The organism is Streptomyces sp. NPDC017520, from assembly GCF_044329855.1.
GTDB lineage: Bacteria > Actinomycetota > Actinomycetes > Streptomycetales > Streptomycetaceae > Streptomyces.
Window position 1 is genome coordinate 117,356 of sequence record NZ_JBIRKB010000010.1, and the last position, 19,030, is coordinate 136,385.

The 19,030-nt window shown below is 69.1% G+C and carries 17 protein-coding genes and 1 tRNA gene; 12 read left to right on the top strand and 6 right to left on the bottom strand.

The annotated features are described in order from the left end of the window. Positions 1-61: 61 nt before the first annotated feature. On the bottom strand, positions 62-1,366 hold the full coding sequence (locus ACH4KB_RS24050) for a DUF2254 domain-containing protein (protein WP_398067956.1): 1,305 nt from the start codon (positions 1,364-1,366) through the stop codon (positions 62-64). A 164-nt stretch (positions 1,367-1,530) separates the two neighbouring features. Here ACH4KB_RS24050 and ACH4KB_RS24055 point away from each other — a divergent pair. From ACH4KB_RS24055 to ACH4KB_RS24070, 4 genes are all read left to right on the top strand, one after another. Then, positions 1,531-1,618: transfer RNA gene (locus tag ACH4KB_RS24055), tRNA-Leu, on the top strand. Positions 1,619-1,901: 283 nt separating this feature from the next. Continuing rightward, positions 1,902-2,057 carry a hypothetical protein gene (locus ACH4KB_RS24060; RefSeq protein WP_398067957.1) on the top strand — a complete coding sequence of 52 codons (156 nt, stop codon included), beginning with the start codon at positions 1,902-1,904 and terminating at the stop codon, positions 2,055-2,057. Next, a complete protein-coding gene (locus tag ACH4KB_RS24065; protein WP_398067958.1) occupies positions 2,054-2,293 on the top strand; it encodes an IS3 family transposase in 240 nt (79 codons plus the stop codon). The genes ACH4KB_RS24060 and ACH4KB_RS24065 overlap by 4 nt, the downstream gene beginning before the upstream one ends. Before the next feature lie 164 nt (positions 2,294-2,457). Beyond that, complete coding sequence (locus tag ACH4KB_RS24070; protein WP_398067959.1) at positions 2,458-2,961, top strand: hypothetical protein; 504 nt, start codon at positions 2,458-2,460, stop codon at positions 2,959-2,961. A 314-nt stretch (positions 2,962-3,275) separates the two neighbouring features. Here ACH4KB_RS24070 and ACH4KB_RS24075 read toward each other — a convergent pair whose 3' ends face one another. Further along, positions 3,276-4,346, bottom strand: a complete 1,071-nt coding sequence (locus tag ACH4KB_RS24075) for a glycerophosphodiester phosphodiesterase family protein (RefSeq protein ID WP_398067960.1) — start codon at positions 4,344-4,346, stop codon at positions 3,276-3,278. 224 nt (positions 4,347-4,570) lie between these two features. After that, positions 4,571-4,843 (bottom strand): cytochrome P450, encoded by a 273-nt coding sequence (locus ACH4KB_RS24080; RefSeq protein WP_398067961.1) that lies wholly within the window; start codon positions 4,841-4,843, stop codon positions 4,571-4,573. A gap of 354 nt (positions 4,844-5,197) precedes the next feature. Here ACH4KB_RS24080 and ACH4KB_RS24085 point away from each other — a divergent pair, with 354 nt between their 5' ends. From ACH4KB_RS24085 to rbsD, 8 genes are all read left to right on the top strand, one after another. Next, positions 5,198-7,699, top strand: coding sequence for a hypothetical protein (locus ACH4KB_RS24085; RefSeq protein ID WP_398067962.1), 2,502 nt, complete (start codon positions 5,198-5,200; stop codon positions 7,697-7,699). Then, a complete protein-coding gene (locus tag ACH4KB_RS24090; protein ID WP_398067963.1) occupies positions 7,696-8,703 on the top strand; it encodes a phosphotransferase family protein in 1,008 nt (335 codons plus the stop codon). The genes ACH4KB_RS24085 and ACH4KB_RS24090 overlap by 4 nt, the downstream gene beginning before the upstream one ends. Next, positions 8,691-9,713 carry an aminoglycoside phosphotransferase family protein gene (locus tag ACH4KB_RS24095; protein ID WP_398067964.1) on the top strand — a complete coding sequence of 341 codons (1,023 nt, stop codon included), beginning with the start codon at positions 8,691-8,693 and terminating at the stop codon, positions 9,711-9,713. Before ACH4KB_RS24090 ends, ACH4KB_RS24095 begins: the two co-directional genes overlap by 13 nt. A 265-nt stretch (positions 9,714-9,978) precedes the next feature. Further along, positions 9,979-10,995 (top strand): LacI family DNA-binding transcriptional regulator, encoded by a 1,017-nt coding sequence (locus tag ACH4KB_RS24100; RefSeq protein ID WP_398067965.1) that lies wholly within the window; start codon positions 9,979-9,981, stop codon positions 10,993-10,995. Beyond that, complete coding sequence (locus tag ACH4KB_RS24105; RefSeq protein WP_398067966.1) at positions 10,992-12,605, top strand: sugar ABC transporter ATP-binding protein; 1,614 nt, start codon at positions 10,992-10,994, stop codon at positions 12,603-12,605. The genes ACH4KB_RS24100 and ACH4KB_RS24105 overlap by 4 nt, the downstream gene beginning before the upstream one ends. Beyond that, on the top strand, positions 12,595-14,553 hold the full coding sequence (locus ACH4KB_RS24110) for a substrate-binding domain-containing protein (RefSeq protein ID WP_398067967.1): 1,959 nt from the start codon (positions 12,595-12,597) through the stop codon (positions 14,551-14,553). Before ACH4KB_RS24105 ends, ACH4KB_RS24110 begins: the two co-directional genes overlap by 11 nt. Before the next feature lie 168 nt (positions 14,554-14,721). Further along, positions 14,722-15,651 (top strand): ribokinase, encoded by a 930-nt coding sequence (locus tag ACH4KB_RS24115; RefSeq protein ID WP_398067968.1) that lies wholly within the window; start codon positions 14,722-14,724, stop codon positions 15,649-15,651. After that, positions 15,648-16,037, top strand: a complete 390-nt coding sequence (gene rbsD, locus ACH4KB_RS24120) for a D-ribose pyranase (RefSeq protein WP_398067969.1) — start codon at positions 15,648-15,650, stop codon at positions 16,035-16,037. Before ACH4KB_RS24115 ends, rbsD begins: the two co-directional genes overlap by 4 nt. 151 nt (positions 16,038-16,188) lie before the next feature. On the opposite strand, the gene ACH4KB_RS24125 is transcribed toward rbsD, so the two are convergent. From ACH4KB_RS24125 to ACH4KB_RS24135, 3 genes are read right to left on the bottom strand one after another with little or no spacing between them, the layout of a single operon-like run. After that, the gene (locus tag ACH4KB_RS24125; protein WP_398067970.1) at positions 16,189-16,785 is read right to left on the bottom strand and encodes a hypothetical protein; all 597 of its coding nucleotides are present in this window, start codon (positions 16,783-16,785) and stop codon (positions 16,189-16,191) included. After that, entirely contained in the window at positions 16,782-18,326 is a 1,545-nt protein-coding gene (locus ACH4KB_RS24130) for an ATP-binding protein (RefSeq protein ID WP_398067971.1), read from the bottom strand. Before ACH4KB_RS24130 ends, ACH4KB_RS24125 begins: the two co-directional genes overlap by 4 nt. After that, complete coding sequence (locus ACH4KB_RS24135) at positions 18,323-19,006, bottom strand: response regulator (RefSeq protein WP_398067972.1); 684 nt, start codon at positions 19,004-19,006, stop codon at positions 18,323-18,325. Before ACH4KB_RS24135 ends, ACH4KB_RS24130 begins: the two co-directional genes overlap by 4 nt. Between the last annotated feature and the right edge of the window lie 24 nt (positions 19,007-19,030).

A 19,030-nucleotide genomic window follows, 5' to 3' on the forward strand; every position in this document is an offset into this window, starting at 1 on the left:
AAGCCCGGACCGCCGGAGCCCCTCCGGCGGTCCGGTCGCACCGCTCACCACGGTCCGGCCCCTACCCGATGCCCTGCCGGTCGGGCAGCAGGGCGAACTCCCGGTCGGCGGCCACCGCCACCGTGCGCTCCACGGTCTGGACGAGCAGCGCACGGTGCCTGACCAGCGGCCTCTTCCGTTCCTCCGGGACGAGCAGCAGCAGGTCGTCCAGCCCCGCCAGGAGCCGGCGCGTCACCTGGGGACTGCCGGCGACACACCACCGGATCTCCTCGAAGGCGAGGTCGACCAGGTCGTCCCACTCCGGACCGGCCTGCACCAGTCGTACCCGCCCGTCCCGGTCCCGGTGATGAACGGCGCCGAGCGGCAGGTGCGCCGCGGCCGCCAGGAACTGCACGATCCGGTCCAGGCACTGCACGGCGGTGGTCGGATCGTTCACGGACGTCGACAGGGCCCGCAGCGCGATGTCCGCGAGCTGACGCAGCCCGAACGCCGGATCCTGGTGCAGGGTCCGCTCCACCGAGACGGAGACCGCGTACCGCAGTCGGCGCGGCGGCGGCACGGACCCGCCGTGGACGGCGAGCACCGGCGTCCCCGGCACCACGAAGTCCCCGATGCGGGGAATGAGCCGCAGCACGACGTCCTGTCGCCGCGCGGCCCGGACCAGCCGCGCCGTGTTCACGTCCCGGAGCACCCCGGCCCGCCCCTCGTGCAGCACCCGCGAGGTCTCCGGCCCCGGCTCGTCATCGCCCCGCGGCCCCCTCGGCATCCGGCCCAGCACCCGGAACGAGTCGCGCGCGATCCGGTCCACGACCGGCCCCACCTGCATCAGCCGCAGCGTCGCACTCACGTAGACGACGAAGAGCAGCAGACTCAGCCCGAGCATCACCAGGATGAGCAGGCTCTGCACCAAGGGGACCGAGACCACCCGGCGCGGATCGCTCTCGCTCTCGTACGAGGAGAGCACCAGCAGCGAGAAGAGGAACGTCGCCAGGAACACCGTCAGCGTGAGCTTGCTGATCCGGCTCCTGACGAAGATCCGCACCACCCGGGGCGTCAGCTGGCCGCTCGCCATCTGCACCGCGACCAGCGAGATGCTGAACACGACGCCGATGAAGGTCATCATCGCCGAGCTGATCGTGGTGACGATCGTCTTCGCGTCCTGGGAGAACGCCATCAGGTCGCCCAGGACGTCGTACGCCTCCTCCCGCTGGAGCAGCGTGACGATCGCGTCGTCCAGTTCGGTGGCGATCAACCACAGCACGAACACGCAGGCGAACCCCATGATCGGGGCGGACCAGAACGTGTCGCGCAGATGCTCGCGCAGAGGGGACAGCGGACGGGGCCGGCGGTAGCCGCGATCACTCATGGACGCGAAGGTAGCCCCGGGACCTCCGAGGACCGGGGAGGCCGAGCTCCCACCGGCACGCCGCACCGCACTGACCACCGGATATGCGGGTGAAGGGCGCGCCGAACCCCTGGTATTGTTTTCCATGTCGCCGCGGGGAACACGCCGCGAACGACAGACACCTTGTCCGGGTGGCGGAATGGCAGACGCGCTAGCTTGAGGTGCTAGTGCCCTTTATCGGGCGTGGGGGTTCAAGTCCCCCCTCGGACACCAGCCAGGGGGACGTTCATGCGATCGTCCTCGATACGTTCACGAATTACCGGTTGAGTCACATGACTCGCCGGTTTTTCGTCGTTCCTGGGGCCTTCGGGTCGTTGATCGGCTCGGTGAGGGGTCCATCGTGGGGAGTATGGGGAACAAGAAGCCTCGGCGCCCTCGCCGCTCATTCACGCCGTAGTTCAAGGCCGAGATCGTCGGGGTGTGCCGGCGAGGTGACCGTTCGGTCGGCCAGGTCGCCAAGGACTTCGAGCTGACCGGGACGGCGGTGCGGGACTGAGTGAAGCAGGCTGAGGTCGATGCGGGCGAGCGCACCGGGCTGGCCAGCAGTGAACGCGAGGAACTGGCCGCGTTGCGGCGGGAGAACCGCCGGCTGCGCGAGGACGTCGACATCCTCAAGCGGGCCACAGCTTTCTTCGCGAAGGATGCCCGGTGACGGTGCACCCGTTCATCGAGGCGGAGAAGCGTACAGGTCACAGCGTCAAACGGGCGTGTGAGCTGATGAAGGTCTCCAGGACCGCCTTTTATGCCCGTCTCTCCGGACCGCCCGGCCCCCGTGCGATGCGGGATGCCGAGCTGACCCAGCAGATCACTGAGGTCCATGCCGAATCGCGCGGAACCTATGGGTCCCCGCGTGTGCATGCCGTGCTCACGCGCGAGGGGAGGTACTGACGGAGGTCCGAGCGATCGCCACTTCGGTTTCTGAGATTCGTTTCGAGATCGATGGATACATCGGGGAAAACGACTATATGGCCGTTGAGCGCTCCGCTTACGAGCTCCGTGGAGCAACTGACACCGGTCGGCTACTACCTGTACTGCGGCAGGCCTTGCTTCTCGTGGCACTCCGCGACGGTTCTTCGCTCCCGGACCCCACCTCAATCGAGTCGCTGCCCGAGCTGTCTGACACAGTGATGGAGCACCCGACTCTCAGCCTGGAGGAACTTCTCCGCGACTCCAAGCAGGAGTTGGAAGCACAAGAAGAGTCCTTGCGGACGATCTGGTGTGACGAGGACGACGAGCCCGAACTTGAGGATCACCTTCACGAGGCCCGTTTGGATGCCGTCCGTGATCGCGCGACCCGTGCTGGGCGGCAGCTCATGAAACTGTGTGAGTACATCAGCGAAGTGCTCTGCCCAGAGCTGGTTACCAGCACGGAAGCTGGCAATTCCGAAGTCGCTCTTCGTGCGCTCGCCGCTGTCAGCGCCGCCGGCGAGGAAGCCGTTCCGGCATACAAGATCTACGAAGTGGCGCTCTCGGAGCAGTACGAGCGCAGTCCCACCTCGCTGGGAGCCATGGGCGAGCACCTCATGCTGTTCGAAGGATGGCTGAACACTCAGTAATCGAGCGATGGACCGAATGGGTCGTGGTGAGCTTGGTGCGTGAACGGGAAACGTCTCGGGAATTCGTCCATGATCAGACGGGAGCAGCATGATCGTCAATGCGGGTTTCGCCTGGCAGTTGGATCTCGTGAACGACCCACCAGGGTCAACTGACCAAACGAAGCCGGTCAAAGCGACACTCTGTCGCCTTGACCGGCTTTGTTGTTGTGGTGGACGTGATGTGATCCGGCCCTCTGCGGGTTCGCCGAGAACGCATCCGGGTCCCGCGGTTCGCTTCCGCCGTCCCTGCGCGCCGGAGCGTCCGGACCTCGTCCTCAGCGGGGCTCGTAAGCCTTCGGCAGGTGCATGCCGCGACCGGCCATGATCTGGCGGACCCGGTTCGGGTAGTCGGAGATGATGCCGTCGATGCCCATGTCCATGAGCGCTGCGATGGTGGCCGGGTCGTTGCAGGTCCACGGAATGACCTTCAGGCCCCGTGCGTGAGCCTTGGTGATCATGGCCTTGTCGGGGTAGAAGCGGAAACCCGGGTCGCCGATCTTCCCGTTCTGCGGGAAGCCGTAGTTGGGTGACAGTGCCTTGACGCCCTCGATGGAAGCAGCCGCGTCCACGAAGTCACCGCCGAAGTCGTCGACGTCGATGCCGCCGAGCCACGGGGAGGCACCTGGCCTGCCCACCTGGAGGAAGTCGTAGTTGGTCAGGGCCACCAGTGGCCAGCGGGGAGCGAGCCGGTGCATCGCCCGCAGGGAACCCCAGTCGAAGGACTGGACCGTCACCTGATTCGCCATCCCTGAGCACTTGATCTCCTCGAACACGCGTCGGACGAACAGCTCGCGCGGTGCGGTTTCCTCAGGCGCACCGGCCTCGATCTTGGTCTCCACGTTGAGGGTGACCTTGTGGGCCTTGTAGCGCTTGACGAGGTGCAGGACGTCCTGGAGCTCGACCATCCGGAAACCCTTGACGACCTCCTGGTGCGGGTGTGCGGGGAGGTTCTGGAATCCGCAGTCCAGGGTCTTGACCTGCCGCAGCGTGAGGTCCTTGATGAGCTTGCCGGCATAGGGGTACATGGCGTCGCCCGGCATGACCGGTGCGGTGTCACGGCACTTCTGGGCGCTCACCTTGCGATCGTGGGTGACGACGACCTTGGAGTCCTTGGTGACCTGGGTATCCAGCTCCAGGGTGCTGACACCGAGGCGCAGCGCCTTGCTGAAGCCCTCCAGGGACCCCTCCGTCGTCATACCGAGACCACCTCGGTGCGCCTGAAGGTCGAAGCGCTTCTTCTGGTGCGACGTCTTCTCGGGACCGTCGGACGTTGCCGCGCGGGCGGTGACCGGAGCGGCGAGCAAGGGCACCAGCACCAGGCTCAGCAGAACACGGCGCAGGGACATCAAAGCCTCTATTCAGTCGTTCTACACTTCCGCCCGAGAATCTAGGCGAGGGAGCGAACGCGATAGACATCCGACTCTGACCCAGACGTGAACAGTGGCCTGCCAACCCGAGTCGGTACGACCGGCGTCGAGGTCGGAGGCGTAGGGGTATGAACAGGCTTGTCGAGCGGGCGGGTGCCAGTGCATCCGGTGTCCGACCAGGTTGCGGGTGCGGGTGCGCTGGGTCACGGGTGGGGGCGGACGGGCAGTTTGGCCAGTTTCCAGGAGTTGCAGGCCGCTTCACGGACCAGTTCGTCCGGGGTGACGGCCAGAGCGAGACCGGGGAAGCGGTCCCACAGCGCGGTCCAGGAGAGCTGGGCCTCCAGGAGGGCAAGGTGGTCGCCGACGCAGCGGTGGGGGCCGTGGCCGAAGCCGACGTGCGGGGAGCTGTGGCGGGTGGTGTCGAGGCGGTCGGGATCGAGGTTCCAGAGCCAGCAGCGCGGCCCTCGCCGCGTCACGGACCTCCAGATACGTCCACAGGCCCCTCGCCCCCGCCGCCGGGTCGGCCGTGAGCCGGGCGGCGTGTGCGCGCAGCCGTTCCTCGAAGCCGCCCACATACGGATAGCGCAGGCCTACCACGCTCATCCCGTGCCGCCGCGCCATCATCCGCGCGGTCGCCCGTCGACCTGCTTGGAGCGGAAGCCGTAGCCGTCGTCCATGCACAGATTCGCACGGCTCCACCTCGGCGCTCGGCAGTGGGGGCGCACGGGATCACTCCACCCGCAGCGGCCTGGAAAGCCCTTCTCACCACTCCGTCCGTGGCGCTAACCTGCACCTCGCATGTGCACGGCTACTTTGGGGGAGGGGCCACCATGCCCATCAGACCGCAATACCGGCGGGTATCGGCGCTCCAGCGGCAGTTCTTCAACCGGGAGGGGGTGCTCTCGGCCTACAGCGAGGAACTGCACGCTCTCGGCGAGGGGCCTCGGATTCTGAACGTGGTTGGTGTGGGTGGCATTGGCAAGTCGCGGCTTCTCCAGGAGTTACGCAACCGCACCCCGGACGGATTTCGCACGGCAGGGGTGGACCTGCAACTCCCGACGATGCGGCAGCAGGAAGACGCGTTGGCCGTGCTGCGTATGGATTTCGGCGCGCAGGGAGTTCAATTCGACCGGTTCGATATCGCCTACGCGGTCCTCTGGCAACGGGTGCACCCCCAGTTGCAGCTGAGTCCGAAGAACACGCCGTTCGCCGAGGAGAGCGACATCCTCTCCACGATCCTGGACGATGCGATGGGCCTGCCGGTGTTCGGGACGGCGGCCGGGCTGACGCGACTGGCCGGACGCGCGATCAAGAACAGGCAACGCCGCCAGCAAGTGGAAGCCGACCCCACACTGAGTGAGTTGGACAACCTCAGCAACGCGGAGTTGGGCCACGCGGTCTCCTACCTCTTCGCGCAGGACCTGTGCGCCTCGGCCGCGTCCCGGCCGTACGCCGTGTATGTGGACGCCTACGACGCCCTCGTGCCCACGCCGCTGCCGGGTGGGCGCAGCTACGGGTCCGACGCCTGGCTACGCGACCTGCTGGGCCAGCTCCAGGGCGGCCTCACCGTTCTCGCCAGCCGTGAGGCCCTGCGATGGGCGGCGTACGACTCCGAATGGGAAGCGGTGATCAAGCGCGTAGACATCGACGGCCTGCCCATGGCGGCCCGGCTCGACCTCCTTACGCAGGCCGGCATCACGGAGATTCCGAGGCAGCGGTCCATCGCCGAAGCCAGTGAGGGTGTCCCCTTCTACCTGCACCTTGCGGTCGACACGCACCTGCAAAACCCTGCCAGACTCGAGCACGCCGGCACGTCCGAGGAGATCGTCCAGCGATTCCTCCAGCACGTCGCCCCCGACGAAGTACGGATCCTTGAACTGCTGAGCGTGGCCCGTACCTTCGACTTCGAGGTGTTCCAGGCCATTGGGCGGGCCTTCGATCTGCCGACGAACCTGCTCATGTGGGAGTCGCTCACCGCCTATTCCTTCGCCTACCCGCTGCCGGATGGCTGGCACCGACTGCATCAGTTGATGATTACCGCTCTCCAGCGGCATCTCTCACCGGCGGTCCAACGGCACGTCCACGCTACGTTGCGGACTCACTGGGAGACGCTGGCCGGGCGGGTGGAGCACGGAGAGCGTCGTACTTCTGGCCTGGCCCGAATCTCGCCGCTGCGAGAAGCGGTCTATCACGGCCTTCGCGCTGGTGACATCACACCGGAACAGATCCAGCTCCATGCCGACCGGGCCGTCGTGTTGAACGGGAGGCAGGCGGTGGACGGCGTGGTGAAGGATCTTCGGGACCACCTTGCCGCGCCTGGTACGGGCCAGGCCGGTGCGGGTCTGTCAGCTCTGCGTGATGCGGCGGACTGCCTCGACGCCGAGTCCAGGCTGGAGCTTGGCGACACGGCCGGAGCGATCGGACTCACCCCACGCCTGGATCGTCCCGTGTGTTCTCTCGTCGCCGCGCGTCTGGCCCTGGCCGGTGCCAATGCCCGGCGTATTGCGGGGGAGAGTGCCCTGGCCGCGTCGATTTTCGCGCGGGTCTGGGAGCAACACGAGGGTGAGGCCCGTCCGGCGGCCGGGTATTGCGTGGCTGACATCCGGATGTGGCAGGGCGATTTTCATGGTGCGTTCGAGCTTGCGGAGGAGGTTTACGAGATCTGCTCGCCCCAGGGCCGGGTAATCCGGGGCGATCTCAAGCGGCTCATGCACCTCGGTCACAGGTTCCTGATGAATTTCGACAGTTCATCCCGACTGCTGGCCGGTGCGGAGGCCGAGTACCGGGCGGCGAACGCGGCCGTCGGCCTGGCCAATGTCCTGACGAACAAGGCCGAGCTCTACGCCTTCACCGATCCGGCGGCGGCGATCGAAGCTGCCACCGCGGCCTTGGCGGTCCAGCGTGACCTGGGTGCTCAGCACGAGATCGGAAAGGCTTTCACGGCCATGGCCATGGCCCAGACCCGGCTGGGCCAGCACGACAGAGCGGCTTCCTCCTTTCACAATGCCAACGCGGCACTGGACCGAGCGGGGTACCGATCGGGGAGGGCTAGGGCCGACATGTTCCGTGCGGTCCTGATGCTGAAGCAAGGGGACCGGCGGGCGGCCCGGGAGTTACTGTTCCACGCTGTGCGGGAGTTCGAGGCGTGTCAGGTCTATCCGTCGCTGATCCTGACGATTCATCGCACCGCCGAGCGGATGGATCTGAGTGGTCCCGAGCTGGTGGCAGCGGCCGAGCGGGCGCGCCCTGCCGTGCGACCGCTCGGCTCATTGGACGACTTGTTGATCCGCATGGACTCCGCTCTCTCACTGTTCTTCGAGGAGACCGCGTGAACTGGCTGGATCTCTACGAGCAGGCACGGGCATCCGACGAAGCGGCGGCCGGCTACTACAACCGCAACGTAGCGGTGCGGACCTCGGAGGGGGTGGTAAACGTCCGCATCCCTCTGGAAGCCGCGGACTCCATGGACGTACGTTTGTGGACGGAACAGGATGTGCTGGGCTGCATCCGGCCGTACGTGAGCCGGGCGCCCGAGCTTCGCCATGCCTCTTGGGATCCCCGCTTCCAGGTGCACCACTTCATCGATGGACGAGTGCTGGACAGCTTCTCGCCCCGCGGCAGCGCCGTCCCCTCGCATGTGATCGGCGACGTCGTCGCGGTGATGGATCAACTGGTCCGCATTCCGCAGGAGAAGGCGCCGAGGCTGCCAGCCGACTGGCCGGACTCGGGCGACGTCGGCGGTTTCGGCCGACGACTCGCGAAGCTGACACAGCAGGTGTACGACGCGCACCGAGAGGCGTGCGCGGACATCTTCGAGGATTTCGGCATCCCGGCCGAGCCGCTCGCGGTCCTGGAACCGCTGTGGGACGGGCTGACCTCTCGGCCCTTCGCGGTCCTGCACTCCGACTTGCACCGCAAGAACATGATCGTCTCCGGCGGGCTGACCTGGTTTCTCGACTGGGAGCTGGCGCTGTGGGGTGATCCTCTCTATGAACTCGGTGTCCACTTCCACAAGATGGATTACCCCGCAGACCAACGGTCAGAGGTGCTGCGCCGTTGGCGCGAAGGTCTGCCCGAAGCGTCGACGACCGGCCCTCCGGCCGACCTGGATCTCTATCTGGCTCATGAGCGCGTCAAATCAGCGATTGTCGACACAGTTCGCTATTCGAAGCAACTCGTCGGAGCCGACCGTTTCATGCGTGACTACCTCACGGACCGCCTGGCTCGCAAACTCAACGCGGCCCGTCCCATGTGGGGTGCGGCCCCTGACATGACCCGAGGAAGGGTTGCTCAAACTCTGGCTCCGTGGGTAGAGAGACAGTCATGGACGCCCTAGCCTTGTACGAAGAGTCTCGCGCGCAGAAGACGGCGCTCTCCGGCTTCTACAACCGCAATGTGCGTGTGCGGACGGATTCGGGTCCTGTGCTGGTGCGGATTCCCGGTTCGGCGGCCGAGCCCATGGACCTCACCCTCTGGCCGGAGTCGGCGGTACTTGCGGCGATCGGCCCGTATGTCTCGCATGCGCCGCGACTGCTTCACACCAGTACCGAACCGCGTTTTCAGATCCATGAATTCATCGAGGGGCGCAGGGTCGACGACCTTGCCCAGGATGGCAAGCCCGTACCCGATGCGGTCCTCGACGGCGTCGAGCAGCTTTTCGGGGAGCTGCTGCGCGTCCCCTTCTCCGCGCTTCCCGCACTGCCCGAATGGCCTGACGATGGAGACACCAAGGGGTTCGCGCTGCGCCTGCTGTCCTTCGTCCGTCAGATCCGGAGCCGCGCGGATGCGCCGCTGGACCATCTGTACAGGGTGCTCGGAGTCCCGCCGGACCCCTGCGGTCCGCTGGCGGAACGCGCCGAGCGAGAGCTCACCGAGCGGCCTTTCCGGCTGCTCCACGCGGACATCCACCGCAAGAACATGCTCCTGACCGATCGCCGAGGAGTCGCTTTCCTCGACTGGGAACTCGCCCTGTGGGGCGATCCCGTGTACGACCTGGCCGATCATGTGCATAAGACCGCCTACGCCACGGGCGACCGGCCCAGGGTGCTGGCGGGCTGGGAGGCGGTGGCCCCCGTTGAATGCCGTACGGCGTGGAGGGCGGATTTCGACTTCTACTGCGCCTACGAGGCGCTGAAGTCCGCCGTGGTGGACACGGCCCGGTGGGGGCGCCGGATTGCCGACGAGGCCGGGGCGCAGGAGCGACGCCTGCTGGCAGAGGAACTCCGCGCCAAGCTCGTCGCGGCGAGCCCGCACTGGGGCGGTGGTCGCCCCCCCGCAGCGGAGGTGATCGAGCGCGCTGCGGCTTCCTGGCAAGGCACCGCGGAGACAGGAGCCGCGCAAACCTGACCCGGGCTGCTCGGCCCGGCGAGCCCGATAGATGTTGCCCGTGCAGCGCCACCAGGGCCTCTGGCGGGCTCCCCTCCATCCCGCACCGCTCCCGCCCTCCTCCCGTCACGATCCGGTCTCGGACGCGGGAGGGGGGCTTGTTTTTGGTCGTGTAATCGATTCCAATCGTCCGTGTAATCGATTCCATGGCGTCGAGCCGCTGGTCCGCCACCGGTCGGCGCAAGGGTTTCGAGGTGTACGGAAACCACAAGGAGGTGGTCCGGACATGGCGGGCATCAAAGATGTCGCGGCCGAGGCGGGTGTGTCCGCCGCCACGGTGTCGCGCGTGCTGAACAGCCATCCGTCCGTGAGCGCAGAGGCGCGTACTCGCGTCCTCGCCGCCGTCGAGGCCCTCGGCTACCGGCCCAACGCGGTCGCCCGTTCATTGCGCACCGCGCAGACCCGCACGCTCGGCCTGGTCATCAGCGATGTGCTCAACCCGTACTTCACCGAGCTGGCCCGCTTCGTCGAGGAGGAGGCCCGCGCGCTCGGCTACAGCGTCATCATCGGCAACGCCGACGAGCGGCCCGAGCTCCAGGACCACCACATCCGCACGCTCATCGACCGCAGGATCGACGGTCTCCTCGTCTCGCCCGCCGACGGGGGTTCCCCGCTGATGCGGGACGTCGCCCTGAGCGGCACGCCGATGGTCTTCGTCGACCGCTGGATCCCCGGCATCGACGTCCCGGTCGTCCGGGCCGACGGTACGGGCGCGGTCAGGGATCTCGTCGCGCATCTGCACGGCCTCGGTCACCGCCGGCTCGCCATCATCGCCGGGCCAGCCGCCACCACCACCGGCAACGAGCGCGTCGAGGCCTTCCGGGACGCGATGCGCGAGCTCGGGCTCGACCTGCCCGACGCCTACATCGGGCAGGGTGACTTCCAGGCGGCCAGCGGTCGCCGGGAGACCGAGCGCTTCCTCGCGCTGGCCGAGCCGCCCGAGGTCGTGTTCGCCGCGGACAACCTGATGGCGCTCGGCGCGCTGGACGCGATCCGGGCCCGAGGGCTGCGGGTACCCGACGACATCGCGCTCGCCGCCTTCGACGACATCCCGTGGTTCGTCCACACGGACCCGCCGATCACCGCCATCGCCCAGCCGACCGCCGACCTCGCGCGGGCCGCCGTGCGCGCGCTGGCCGACCGGATCGAAGGACGGGCCCCGCAGTCCGTCGCCCTGCCCGCCCGCCTCGTCGTACGCCGTTCGTGCGGCGGGGCCGCATCGAACCAGAGGAGCGACCGGTGACCGCACCGGAGAAGCCACGGGTGACCGCACCGGACGAGTTGCTGCGCATCGAGGGTCTGCGCAAGACCTTCCCCGGTGTGGTGGCCCTCGACAACGTCGACTTCGACCTCCGCAGAGGCGAAGTGCATGTCCTGCTCGGCGAGAACGGCGCGGGAAAGAGCACCCTCATCAAGATGCTCTCCGGCGCCTACCGCCCCGACCGCGGCCACATCCTGGCCGAAGGGCGTGAGGTCCGCATCGAGGGCGCGCAGGACGCCGAACGGCTCGGCATCGCCACCATCTACCAGGAGTTCAACCTCGTCCCCGACCTCACCGTCGCCGAGAACATCTTCCTGGGCCGCCAGCCGCGCCGCTACGGGCTCGTCGACCACCGCAGGATGCGCGAGGACGCGCAGAAACTGCTGCGCCGGGTCGGCGTCAACGTGCGACCCGACGCCAAGGTCCGTGAACTGGGCATCGCCCGGCTCCAGATGGTGGAGATCGCCAAGGCGCTCAGCCTGGAGGCACGCGTCCTGATCATGGACGAGCCGACCGCGGTGCTCACCTCCGAGGAGGTCGACAAGCTCTTCGCGATCGTCCGTCAACTGCGCGAGGACGGCGTCGGGATCGTCTTCATCACCCACCACCTGGAGGAGATCGCCGCACTCGGCGACCGTGTGACCGTCCTCCGTGACGGCCGCAGCATCGACCAGGTCCCGGCGTCGACCCCCGAGGACGAACTCGTCCAGCTCATGGTCGGCCGCAGCATCGAACAGCAGTACCCGCGTGAACGCCCCGAACACCCCGACTCCGCAGACGCGTTGCTGTCGGTGCGCGGACTCACCCGCCACGGCGTCTTCCACGACGTCAGCTTCGACGTGCACGCCGGCGAGGTCGTCGGCCTCGCCGGGCTCGTCGGCGCCGGGCGTACGGAGGTGGCGCGCGCCGTCTTCGGCGCCGACCCGTACGACGCGGGCACCGTCGACGTACGCGGCGAGCGCCTGGTCCGGCACGACGTGCCCGCCGCGATGGGCGCCGGCATCGGACTCGTACCGGAGGACCGCAAGGGCCAGGGCCTGGTCCTCGACGCCTCCGTCCAGGAGAACCTGGGCCTGGTCACCCTGCGCTCCGCGACCCGCTCCGGGCTCGTGGACCTCAAGGGACAGCGCACGGCCGCCGCCCGCATCGCCAAGCAGCTCGGCGTCCGCATGTCCGGCCTCGGCCAGCATGTGCGCACCCTCTCCGGCGGCAACCAGCAGAAGGTCGTCATCGGCAAGTGGCTGCTGGCCGACACCCGGGTCCTCATCCTCGACGAACCCACCCGGGGCATCGACGTCGGCGCCAAGGTCGAGATCTACCAGCTCATCAACGAGCTGACCGCGTCCGGGCACGCCGTCCTGATGATCTCCAGCGATCTGCCGGAGGTCCTCGGCATGAGCGACCGGGTGCTCGTCATGGCCCAGGGCCGGATCGCCGGTGAACTCCGCGCCGGCGAGGCCACGCAGGACGCCGTCATGGCCCTCGCCGTCGGCACCCCGGCCACGGCCCAGGGCCCCGCCCTCACCGACGTACCGACGTCCACCGACCACCCCGCACCGAAGAAGGAAGAGGAGGGCCCCCGTGGCCACTGAGACAGCCAAGAGTGACGCGGGAACGGGCGGCGGAGTCTCCGTGATACGCCGCGTCCTGCTCGACAACGGCGCGCTCAGCGCACTGGTCGTCCTGGTGGTGGCGATGTCGCTGCTCTCCGGCGACTTCCTGACCACCCAGAACCTGCTGAACGTCGGCGTCCAGGCGGCCGTCACCGCCATCCTCGCGTTCGGCGTCACCTTCGTCATCGTCTCGGCGGGCATCGACCTGTCCGTCGGTTCGGTGGCGGCCCTGTCCGCGACGGTCCTCGCCTGGTCGGCGACCTCGGCCGGCGTGCCGGTCGTCCTGGCCGTCGTCCTCGCGATCCTCACGGGCATCGCCTGCGGCTTCGTGAACGGAGCCCTCGTCTCGTACGGCAAACTCCCGCCGTTCATCGCGACGTTGGCAATGCTCTCGATCGCCCGCGGGCTCTCCCTCGTCATCTCGCAGGGCAGTCCGATCGCCTTCCCCGACTCCGTCTCGGTGCTCGGCGACACCCTCGGCGGATGGCTCCCCGTACCGGTCCTCGTGATGATCGCGATGGGCCTGATCACCGCACTGATCCTCGGCCGCACGTTCATCGGCCGCTCGATGTACGCGATCGGCGGCAACGAGGAAGCGGCCCGGCTCTCCGGGCTCCGCGTCAAGCGCCAGAAGATCGTCATCTACGCGCTGTCCGGCCTCTTCGCCGCCGTCGCGGGCATCGTCCTGGCCTCGCGCCTCGTCTCCGCCCAGCCGCAGGCCGCCCAGGGGTACGAACTCGACGCCATCGCCGCGGTCGTCATCGGCGGGGCGAGCCTGGCCGGCGGTGTCGGCAAGGCGTCCGGCACCCTGATCGGCGCGCTCATCCTCGCCGTCCTCCGCAACGGCCTCAACCTCCTCTCCGTGTCGGCGTTCTGGCAGCAGGTCGTCATCGGCGTCGTCATCGCGCTCGCCGTCCTGCTGGACACCCTGCGCCGCAAGGCCGGTTCGGGAACGGCCTCCTCCGCGGGCACCACCCCCGGCGCACCCGGGGCCGGCCGCAAGGGAGCGCTCAAACTGGCCGGCGCGGCACTCTGCGTCGCCCTCGTCGTCGGCGCGGTCTCCTTCTTCAACTCCGGCTCGTCCGGCGGCACGACGAAGGTCGGCATGTCCCTCTCCACGCTCAACAACCCCTTCTTCGTGCAGATGAAGGAAGGCGCACAGAAGGAGGCGGAGAAGGCGGGCATCGACCTCACCGTCACCGACGCCCAGAACGACGCCTCCCAGCAGGCCAACCAGCTCCAGAACTTCACCAGTTCCGGCGTCTCGTCGATCATCGTCAACCCGGTGGACTCGGACGCCGTCGGTCCCGGCGTCCGCAGCGCCAACAAGGCGGACATCCCCGTGATCGCCGCCGACCGCGGCGTCAACAAGGCGGAGACCGCGACGCTGGTCGCCTCGGACAACGTGGCGGGCGGCAAGCTCGCCGCCGACGCGCTGGCCGGCAAGCTCGGCGGCAAGGGCAGCATCGTCATCCTCCAGGGCACGGCGGGCACCTCCGCCAGCCGTGAGCGCGGGGCCGGTTTCGCCGAGGGACTCAAGGCGTACCCGGGCATCAAGGTGGTCGCCAAGCAGCCCGCGGACTTCGACCGCACCAAGGGCCTCGACGTCATGACCAACCTCATCCAGTCGCACCCGGACGTCACCGGCGTCTTCGCCGAGAACGACGAGATGGCGCTCGGCGCGGCCAAGGCACTCGGCGGCAAGGCCGGGAAGTCCGTTTCGGTCGTCGGCTTCGACGGAACCCCGGACGGCCTGAAGGCGGTCGAGGCCGGAACGCTCTACGCGTCGGTGGCGCAACAGCCCGCCGAACTGGGCAGAATCGCGGTACGGAACGCCGTGAAGGCCACGAAGGACGAGAAGGTCGAGAGCATGGTGAAGGTGCCGGTCAAGGTGGTCACCCGGGAGAACGTCGCCGACTTCTCCTGACCGCCGCCCGGCTCGTGAACCGGCCTGTTGGGCGCGGCTCGTGAACCAGCCTGGTGAACCAGGCGCGTGAACCGGCCCGACCGCCGCGCGGCTCGTGAACGAGTCTGCTGAACTCCCTTCGCGAACCGGCATGTTGACCCCGGACCGACGAAAGCAGGAAGCACGCACATGCATGACAACGCCCCCGACGACCGGTACCGGTACGACCTGCTGGTCGTCGGGTCGGCCAACGCCGACCTCGTGATCGGCGTCGAGCGCCGCCCCGCACCCGGCGAGACGGTCCTGGGCTCCGACCTCGCCGTCCACCCCGGCGGCAAGGGCGCCAACCAGTCGCTGGCCGCCGCCCGCCTCGGCGCCAGGACCGCCCTCCTCGCCCGGGTCGGCGACGACGACCACGGACGCCTCCTGCTGGAGACCCAGCGCGCGGCGGGCGTCGACACGGATGGCGTCCTGGTGGGCGGGGCGCCCACCGGCGTCGCCCTGATCACCGTCGACCCCTCGGGCGACAACAGCATCGTGGTCTCCCCGGGAGCCAACGGCCGCCTCACCCCCGAGGACGTCCGGGCGGCGGCCCCGCTGCTGGCAGCCGCCCGGGTCATCTCCGTACAGCTGGAGATCCCGCTCGCCACGGTGGCCGAGACGGTACGCGGCCGGGGGCCGGACACCCGGCTCGTCCTCAACCCGTCCCCGCCCGCGCCGCTCCCCGAGGAGGTGCTCGCCGCCTGCGATCCGCTGGTGGTCAACGAGCACGAGGCGCGGTACATCCTCGGCGACGGGGCGGGGGAGTCCCCGCACGACTGGGCGCCGGCGCTGCTCGCGCTCGGCCCGCGCTCGGTCGTCATCACCCTGGGCGCGGCCGGGGCCCTGGTGGCGGACAGCCGTGCGGAATCCCTGGACCACCTGGTCAGCCCGAAGGTCGAGGCCCTCGACACGACCGGCGCAGGCGACGCGTTCACGGCGGCCCTGGCCTGGCGTCTGGGCCGTGGCGACGAACTGAGGGAGGCGGCGGCCTTCGCGGTCAGGGTGGGCGCGGCGGCGGTCACGGCGCGGGGGGCGCAGGAGTCGTTGCCGACGCTGGAGGAGGTCGACGCGCTGTGAAGAAGTCGGGCATCCTCAACCGCCATCTGGCGGGCGCGATCGCCGAACTCGGCCATGGCGACGGCGTCCTGATCTGCGACGCCGGCATGCCGATCCCACCCGGCCCCCGCGTGATCGACCTGGCCTTCCGCGCCGGGACCCCGTCGTTCGCCGAGGTGCTGGACGGCCTGCTCGACGAGCTGGTCGTGGAGGGCGCGACGGCCGCCCGGGAGATCCATGACGCCAATCCGGAGGCCGCGGCGCTCCTGGACGGTCACTTCCCCTGGCTGGAAGTGGTCCCGCACGACGAGCTCAAGGCGCTCACGGCGGCGACCCGCCTGGTCGTACGGACGGGGGAGGCCCGGCCGTACGCGAACGTACTGCTGAGGTGCGGGGTCTTCTTCTGACCAAGCGATCAAGCGAGCTAGCGATCAAGCGGGCTGGAGCTCAAGCGAGCGAGCGCGCGGCCCGGACCCGTATCACGACGGTATCGGTACGGGTCCGGGCCGTCGCCGTACGCGGGGCGATGCGGGGCGGCTTCCGGCCGAGGAACGGTGCTCAGCCGGCTCTGCCGGGGGCGAGTCCGCAGGTGCCGGACCTCTTCGCCCTGTCCTGCCCCGTCAGCGTCACGACCCCCCGGCCGTCGGTGGCCTCGTTGTAGGCGATCGTGCAGGTCAACTGATGCAGGGCCGTGGCGTTCAGTCCCCGCACGGCCAGGGGCAGGCGAACCGCGATCCCGCCGTCCGACGAGACCTCGACCGCTACGGCTCCGCTCTCGCGGACAGCGGGAAGCGCGGTGGTCAGACCGGCGACCCGGTCCGTCTTCCCAGGGCCGGAGAGCAGCGCCAGGACGACCTCCTCCGTGGGCGCGGGGCCCGCCGGCCCCGTGGGGTCCCGGTCGCCGGAGCCCAGCTCCACGTACTCGTCGCCGAACCCGGGCGAGGGCCTGATCTCCCGGATCACGGGACTCAACCCGCCGTCGGGGGAACGGAAGAAGAGCAGCATGTCGTCGTCACGGTTGAGGAAGGCGTCGACGGTCGCGGGTCCGCCCGCCTCGATGACATCGGACGCCTGGATGCCGCAGCCGCCGACCAGGGACGCGCAGACCATGACGAGGGGGCCCACCACGCGTCCGCGCCACCACGCACGCCTCATCTGCCGGCCTCCTCGACCCGGAGCGGTATTTCGACGGTGAAGACAGCACCGCCTCCGGGCAGGTTCCCCGCACGGATCGTTCCACCGTGCAGACGCACGTTCTCCAGGGTGATCGCCAGCCCCAGGCCGCTGCCCGGCGATCGGGTGCGGGCCGCGTCGGCCTTGTAGAAGCGGTCGAAGATGTGCGGGAGCGAGGCCGAGGGGATGCCGGGGCCGCTGTCCGCGACCTCGGTGATGAGCACCTGTGTGCCGGAGGAGCTCGCCTCGGTGCGCAGGCGCACCGTGACGGGCGCGCCGCCGTGCCGCAGGGCGTTGCCGACGAGGTTGGCGACCACGATGTCGTAGCGGCGTGGGTCGAGCCGGGCCCGGATACCGGTGGGGAGCTCGACGTGGATCCGGTCGTCGTTCGACCAGCGCCGGGTCTGGAGGGACTTGCGGATGGCCTCGGCGACGTCGATCTCGTCGGAGTTCAACTCGGCCGCGCGGGCGTCGAAGCGGGATATCTCCATCAGGTCCTCGACGAGTACGGCGAGCTTTCCGGTCTCCGCGCTGACCAGCCGGACCGCCTGGGCGGTGTCGGTGTCCAGACGGTCCGCGTCCTGGTCGAGGACCTCGGTGACGGCGAGCATCCCGGCCAGGGGGGTGCGCAGTTCGTGCGAGACGTCGGAGGCGAAGCGGCGCGCCCGTGCCTCGGCTTCGCGCAATTCGCCGACGGACCGCTCCAGTTGTCCCGCCGACTCGTTGAAGGTGTCCGCCAGGTCGGCCAGTTCGTCGTTGCCGCGTACCGGGATACGGGTGTCGAGCCTGCCGCTGCCCATGCTCCTGGCCGCGCGGCGCAGCTCCCGCACGGGACGCAGCACGCTGCGCGCGGCGATCAGGCCGGGTACGAGCGCGATGGCGAGGCCGGGCAGGGCGCCGTTCCGGGCGGCGACGAGCAGGGCGTCGACGTTGACCTGCTCGTCGGTCATCCGCATGACGGCGTACAGGACGAGTCCCGTGGGCAGCACGCTGTCGGGGCCGGTCCTGAAGACCGTGGGCATGCCGACGGTCAGGTACGGGACGCCGTCCTTGACGACCCGCTCGAAGCTTCCGTACCGGTCGGCCGACGCGGCCCGCCGCAGTTCGGGGGTGATGACGGTGGAGACCGGGTTCTCGCCCGAGGACGCGCGGAGAGCGCCGTACTCGGCGAACACCACCCAGGGGCGCGGTTTGCCCGTACGGGCGAGGTCGCGCAGGAATTCCTCCAGCCCCTCCTCCTGAACGGGCAGCCCCCAGCCCGTCCGCTGGACCTGGTCGCGGAACGTCGAGACCGCCGTGTCCTGGGCGGTCTTCAGCAGAGCGTTGCGGGCCTCGCGGTAGGTCAGCGCGGACGTCGTGCCGGCGCTGACCACGGCGACCAGCAGGAAGGCGGCCAGGAGCCGGGTACGCAGGCCGAACGCCCTGGTCCGCGGACGCCTGCGGGTGCTCGCGGCTGAACCCGCGCCGTCCTGTCCATCGCTCCCGCCACCGCGCGGGCGGCCGGGCCGGGGGGCGGTGATCACAGCGGACCGAAGCGGTAGCCGAAGCCCCGCAGCGTCTGGACGTAACGCGGGCTGCCGACCTCGTTCTCGATCTTGCCGCGCAGCCTGGCGACACAGGCGTCGACCAGCCGGCCGTCGGCGTGGAAGGTGTGCTCCCAGACGTTCTCCAGGAGCTGCTGCCTGCTGAACACCTGCTCGGGGGCGGCGGACAGGTGCAGGAGCAGCCTGAGCTCCGAGGGAGCGAGCGTCAGAAGCCGGCCCGCTCTGGAGACGGTCAGACCGACCCGGTCGATGGTGAGGTCGCCGTAGACCTCGATGGCCGGGCGGCCCGTGGAGCCGTCGTCCATGCGGCGCAGCACGGCCCGGATCCGGGCGTCGATCACCTCGGGCCGGGCGGGTTTGACGATGTAGTCGTCGGCGCCGGCCTCCAGGCCGATGACCACGTCGAAGTCGTCGCCGCGCGCGGTGAGCATGATGATCGGCAGCTGGCTGTGCTCGCGGACCTGCCGGCAGACCTGGACGCCGGTCATTCCGGGCAGCATCAGATCCAGCAGCAGCAAGTCGGGGCGGAATTCGGCCAGGGCGGCGAGGCCGTCCTCGCCGGTCTCGGCCGCTCGTACGTCATGGCCGCGGCGGCGCAGACCGAGCTGGACCCCCTCGCGTACGAAGGGGTCGTCCTCGATGAGGAGCACGCGGGGCATCGGTTGTTCTCCCTCGGTGGTGGT

Bases quoted from the DNA above. Each gene is read 5' to 3' on its own strand.
- ACH4KB_RS24050 (WP_398067956.1), bottom strand. From the start codon at position 1,366: ATGAGTGATCGCGGCTACCGCCGGCCCCGTCCGCTGTCCCCTCTGCGC.
- ACH4KB_RS24075 (WP_398067960.1), bottom strand. From the start codon at position 4,346: ATGTCCCTGCGCCGTGTTCTGCTGAGCCTGGTGCTGGTGCCCTTGCTC.
- ACH4KB_RS24085 (WP_398067962.1), top strand. From the start codon at position 5,198: ATGCCCATCAGACCGCAATACCGGCGGGTATCGGCGCTCCAGCGGCAG.
- ACH4KB_RS24095 (WP_398067964.1), top strand. From the start codon at position 8,691: ATGGACGCCCTAGCCTTGTACGAAGAGTCTCGCGCGCAGAAGACGGCG.
- ACH4KB_RS24100 (WP_398067965.1), top strand. From the start codon at position 9,979: ATGGCGGGCATCAAAGATGTCGCGGCCGAGGCGGGTGTGTCCGCCGCC.
- ACH4KB_RS24115 (WP_398067968.1), top strand. From the start codon at position 14,722: ATGCATGACAACGCCCCCGACGACCGGTACCGGTACGACCTGCTGGTC.
- ACH4KB_RS24125 (WP_398067970.1), bottom strand. From the start codon at position 16,785: ATGAGGCGTGCGTGGTGGCGCGGACGCGTGGTGGGCCCCCTCGTCATG.
- ACH4KB_RS24135 (WP_398067972.1), bottom strand. From the start codon at position 19,006: ATGCCCCGCGTGCTCCTCATCGAGGACGACCCCTTCGTACGCGAGGGG.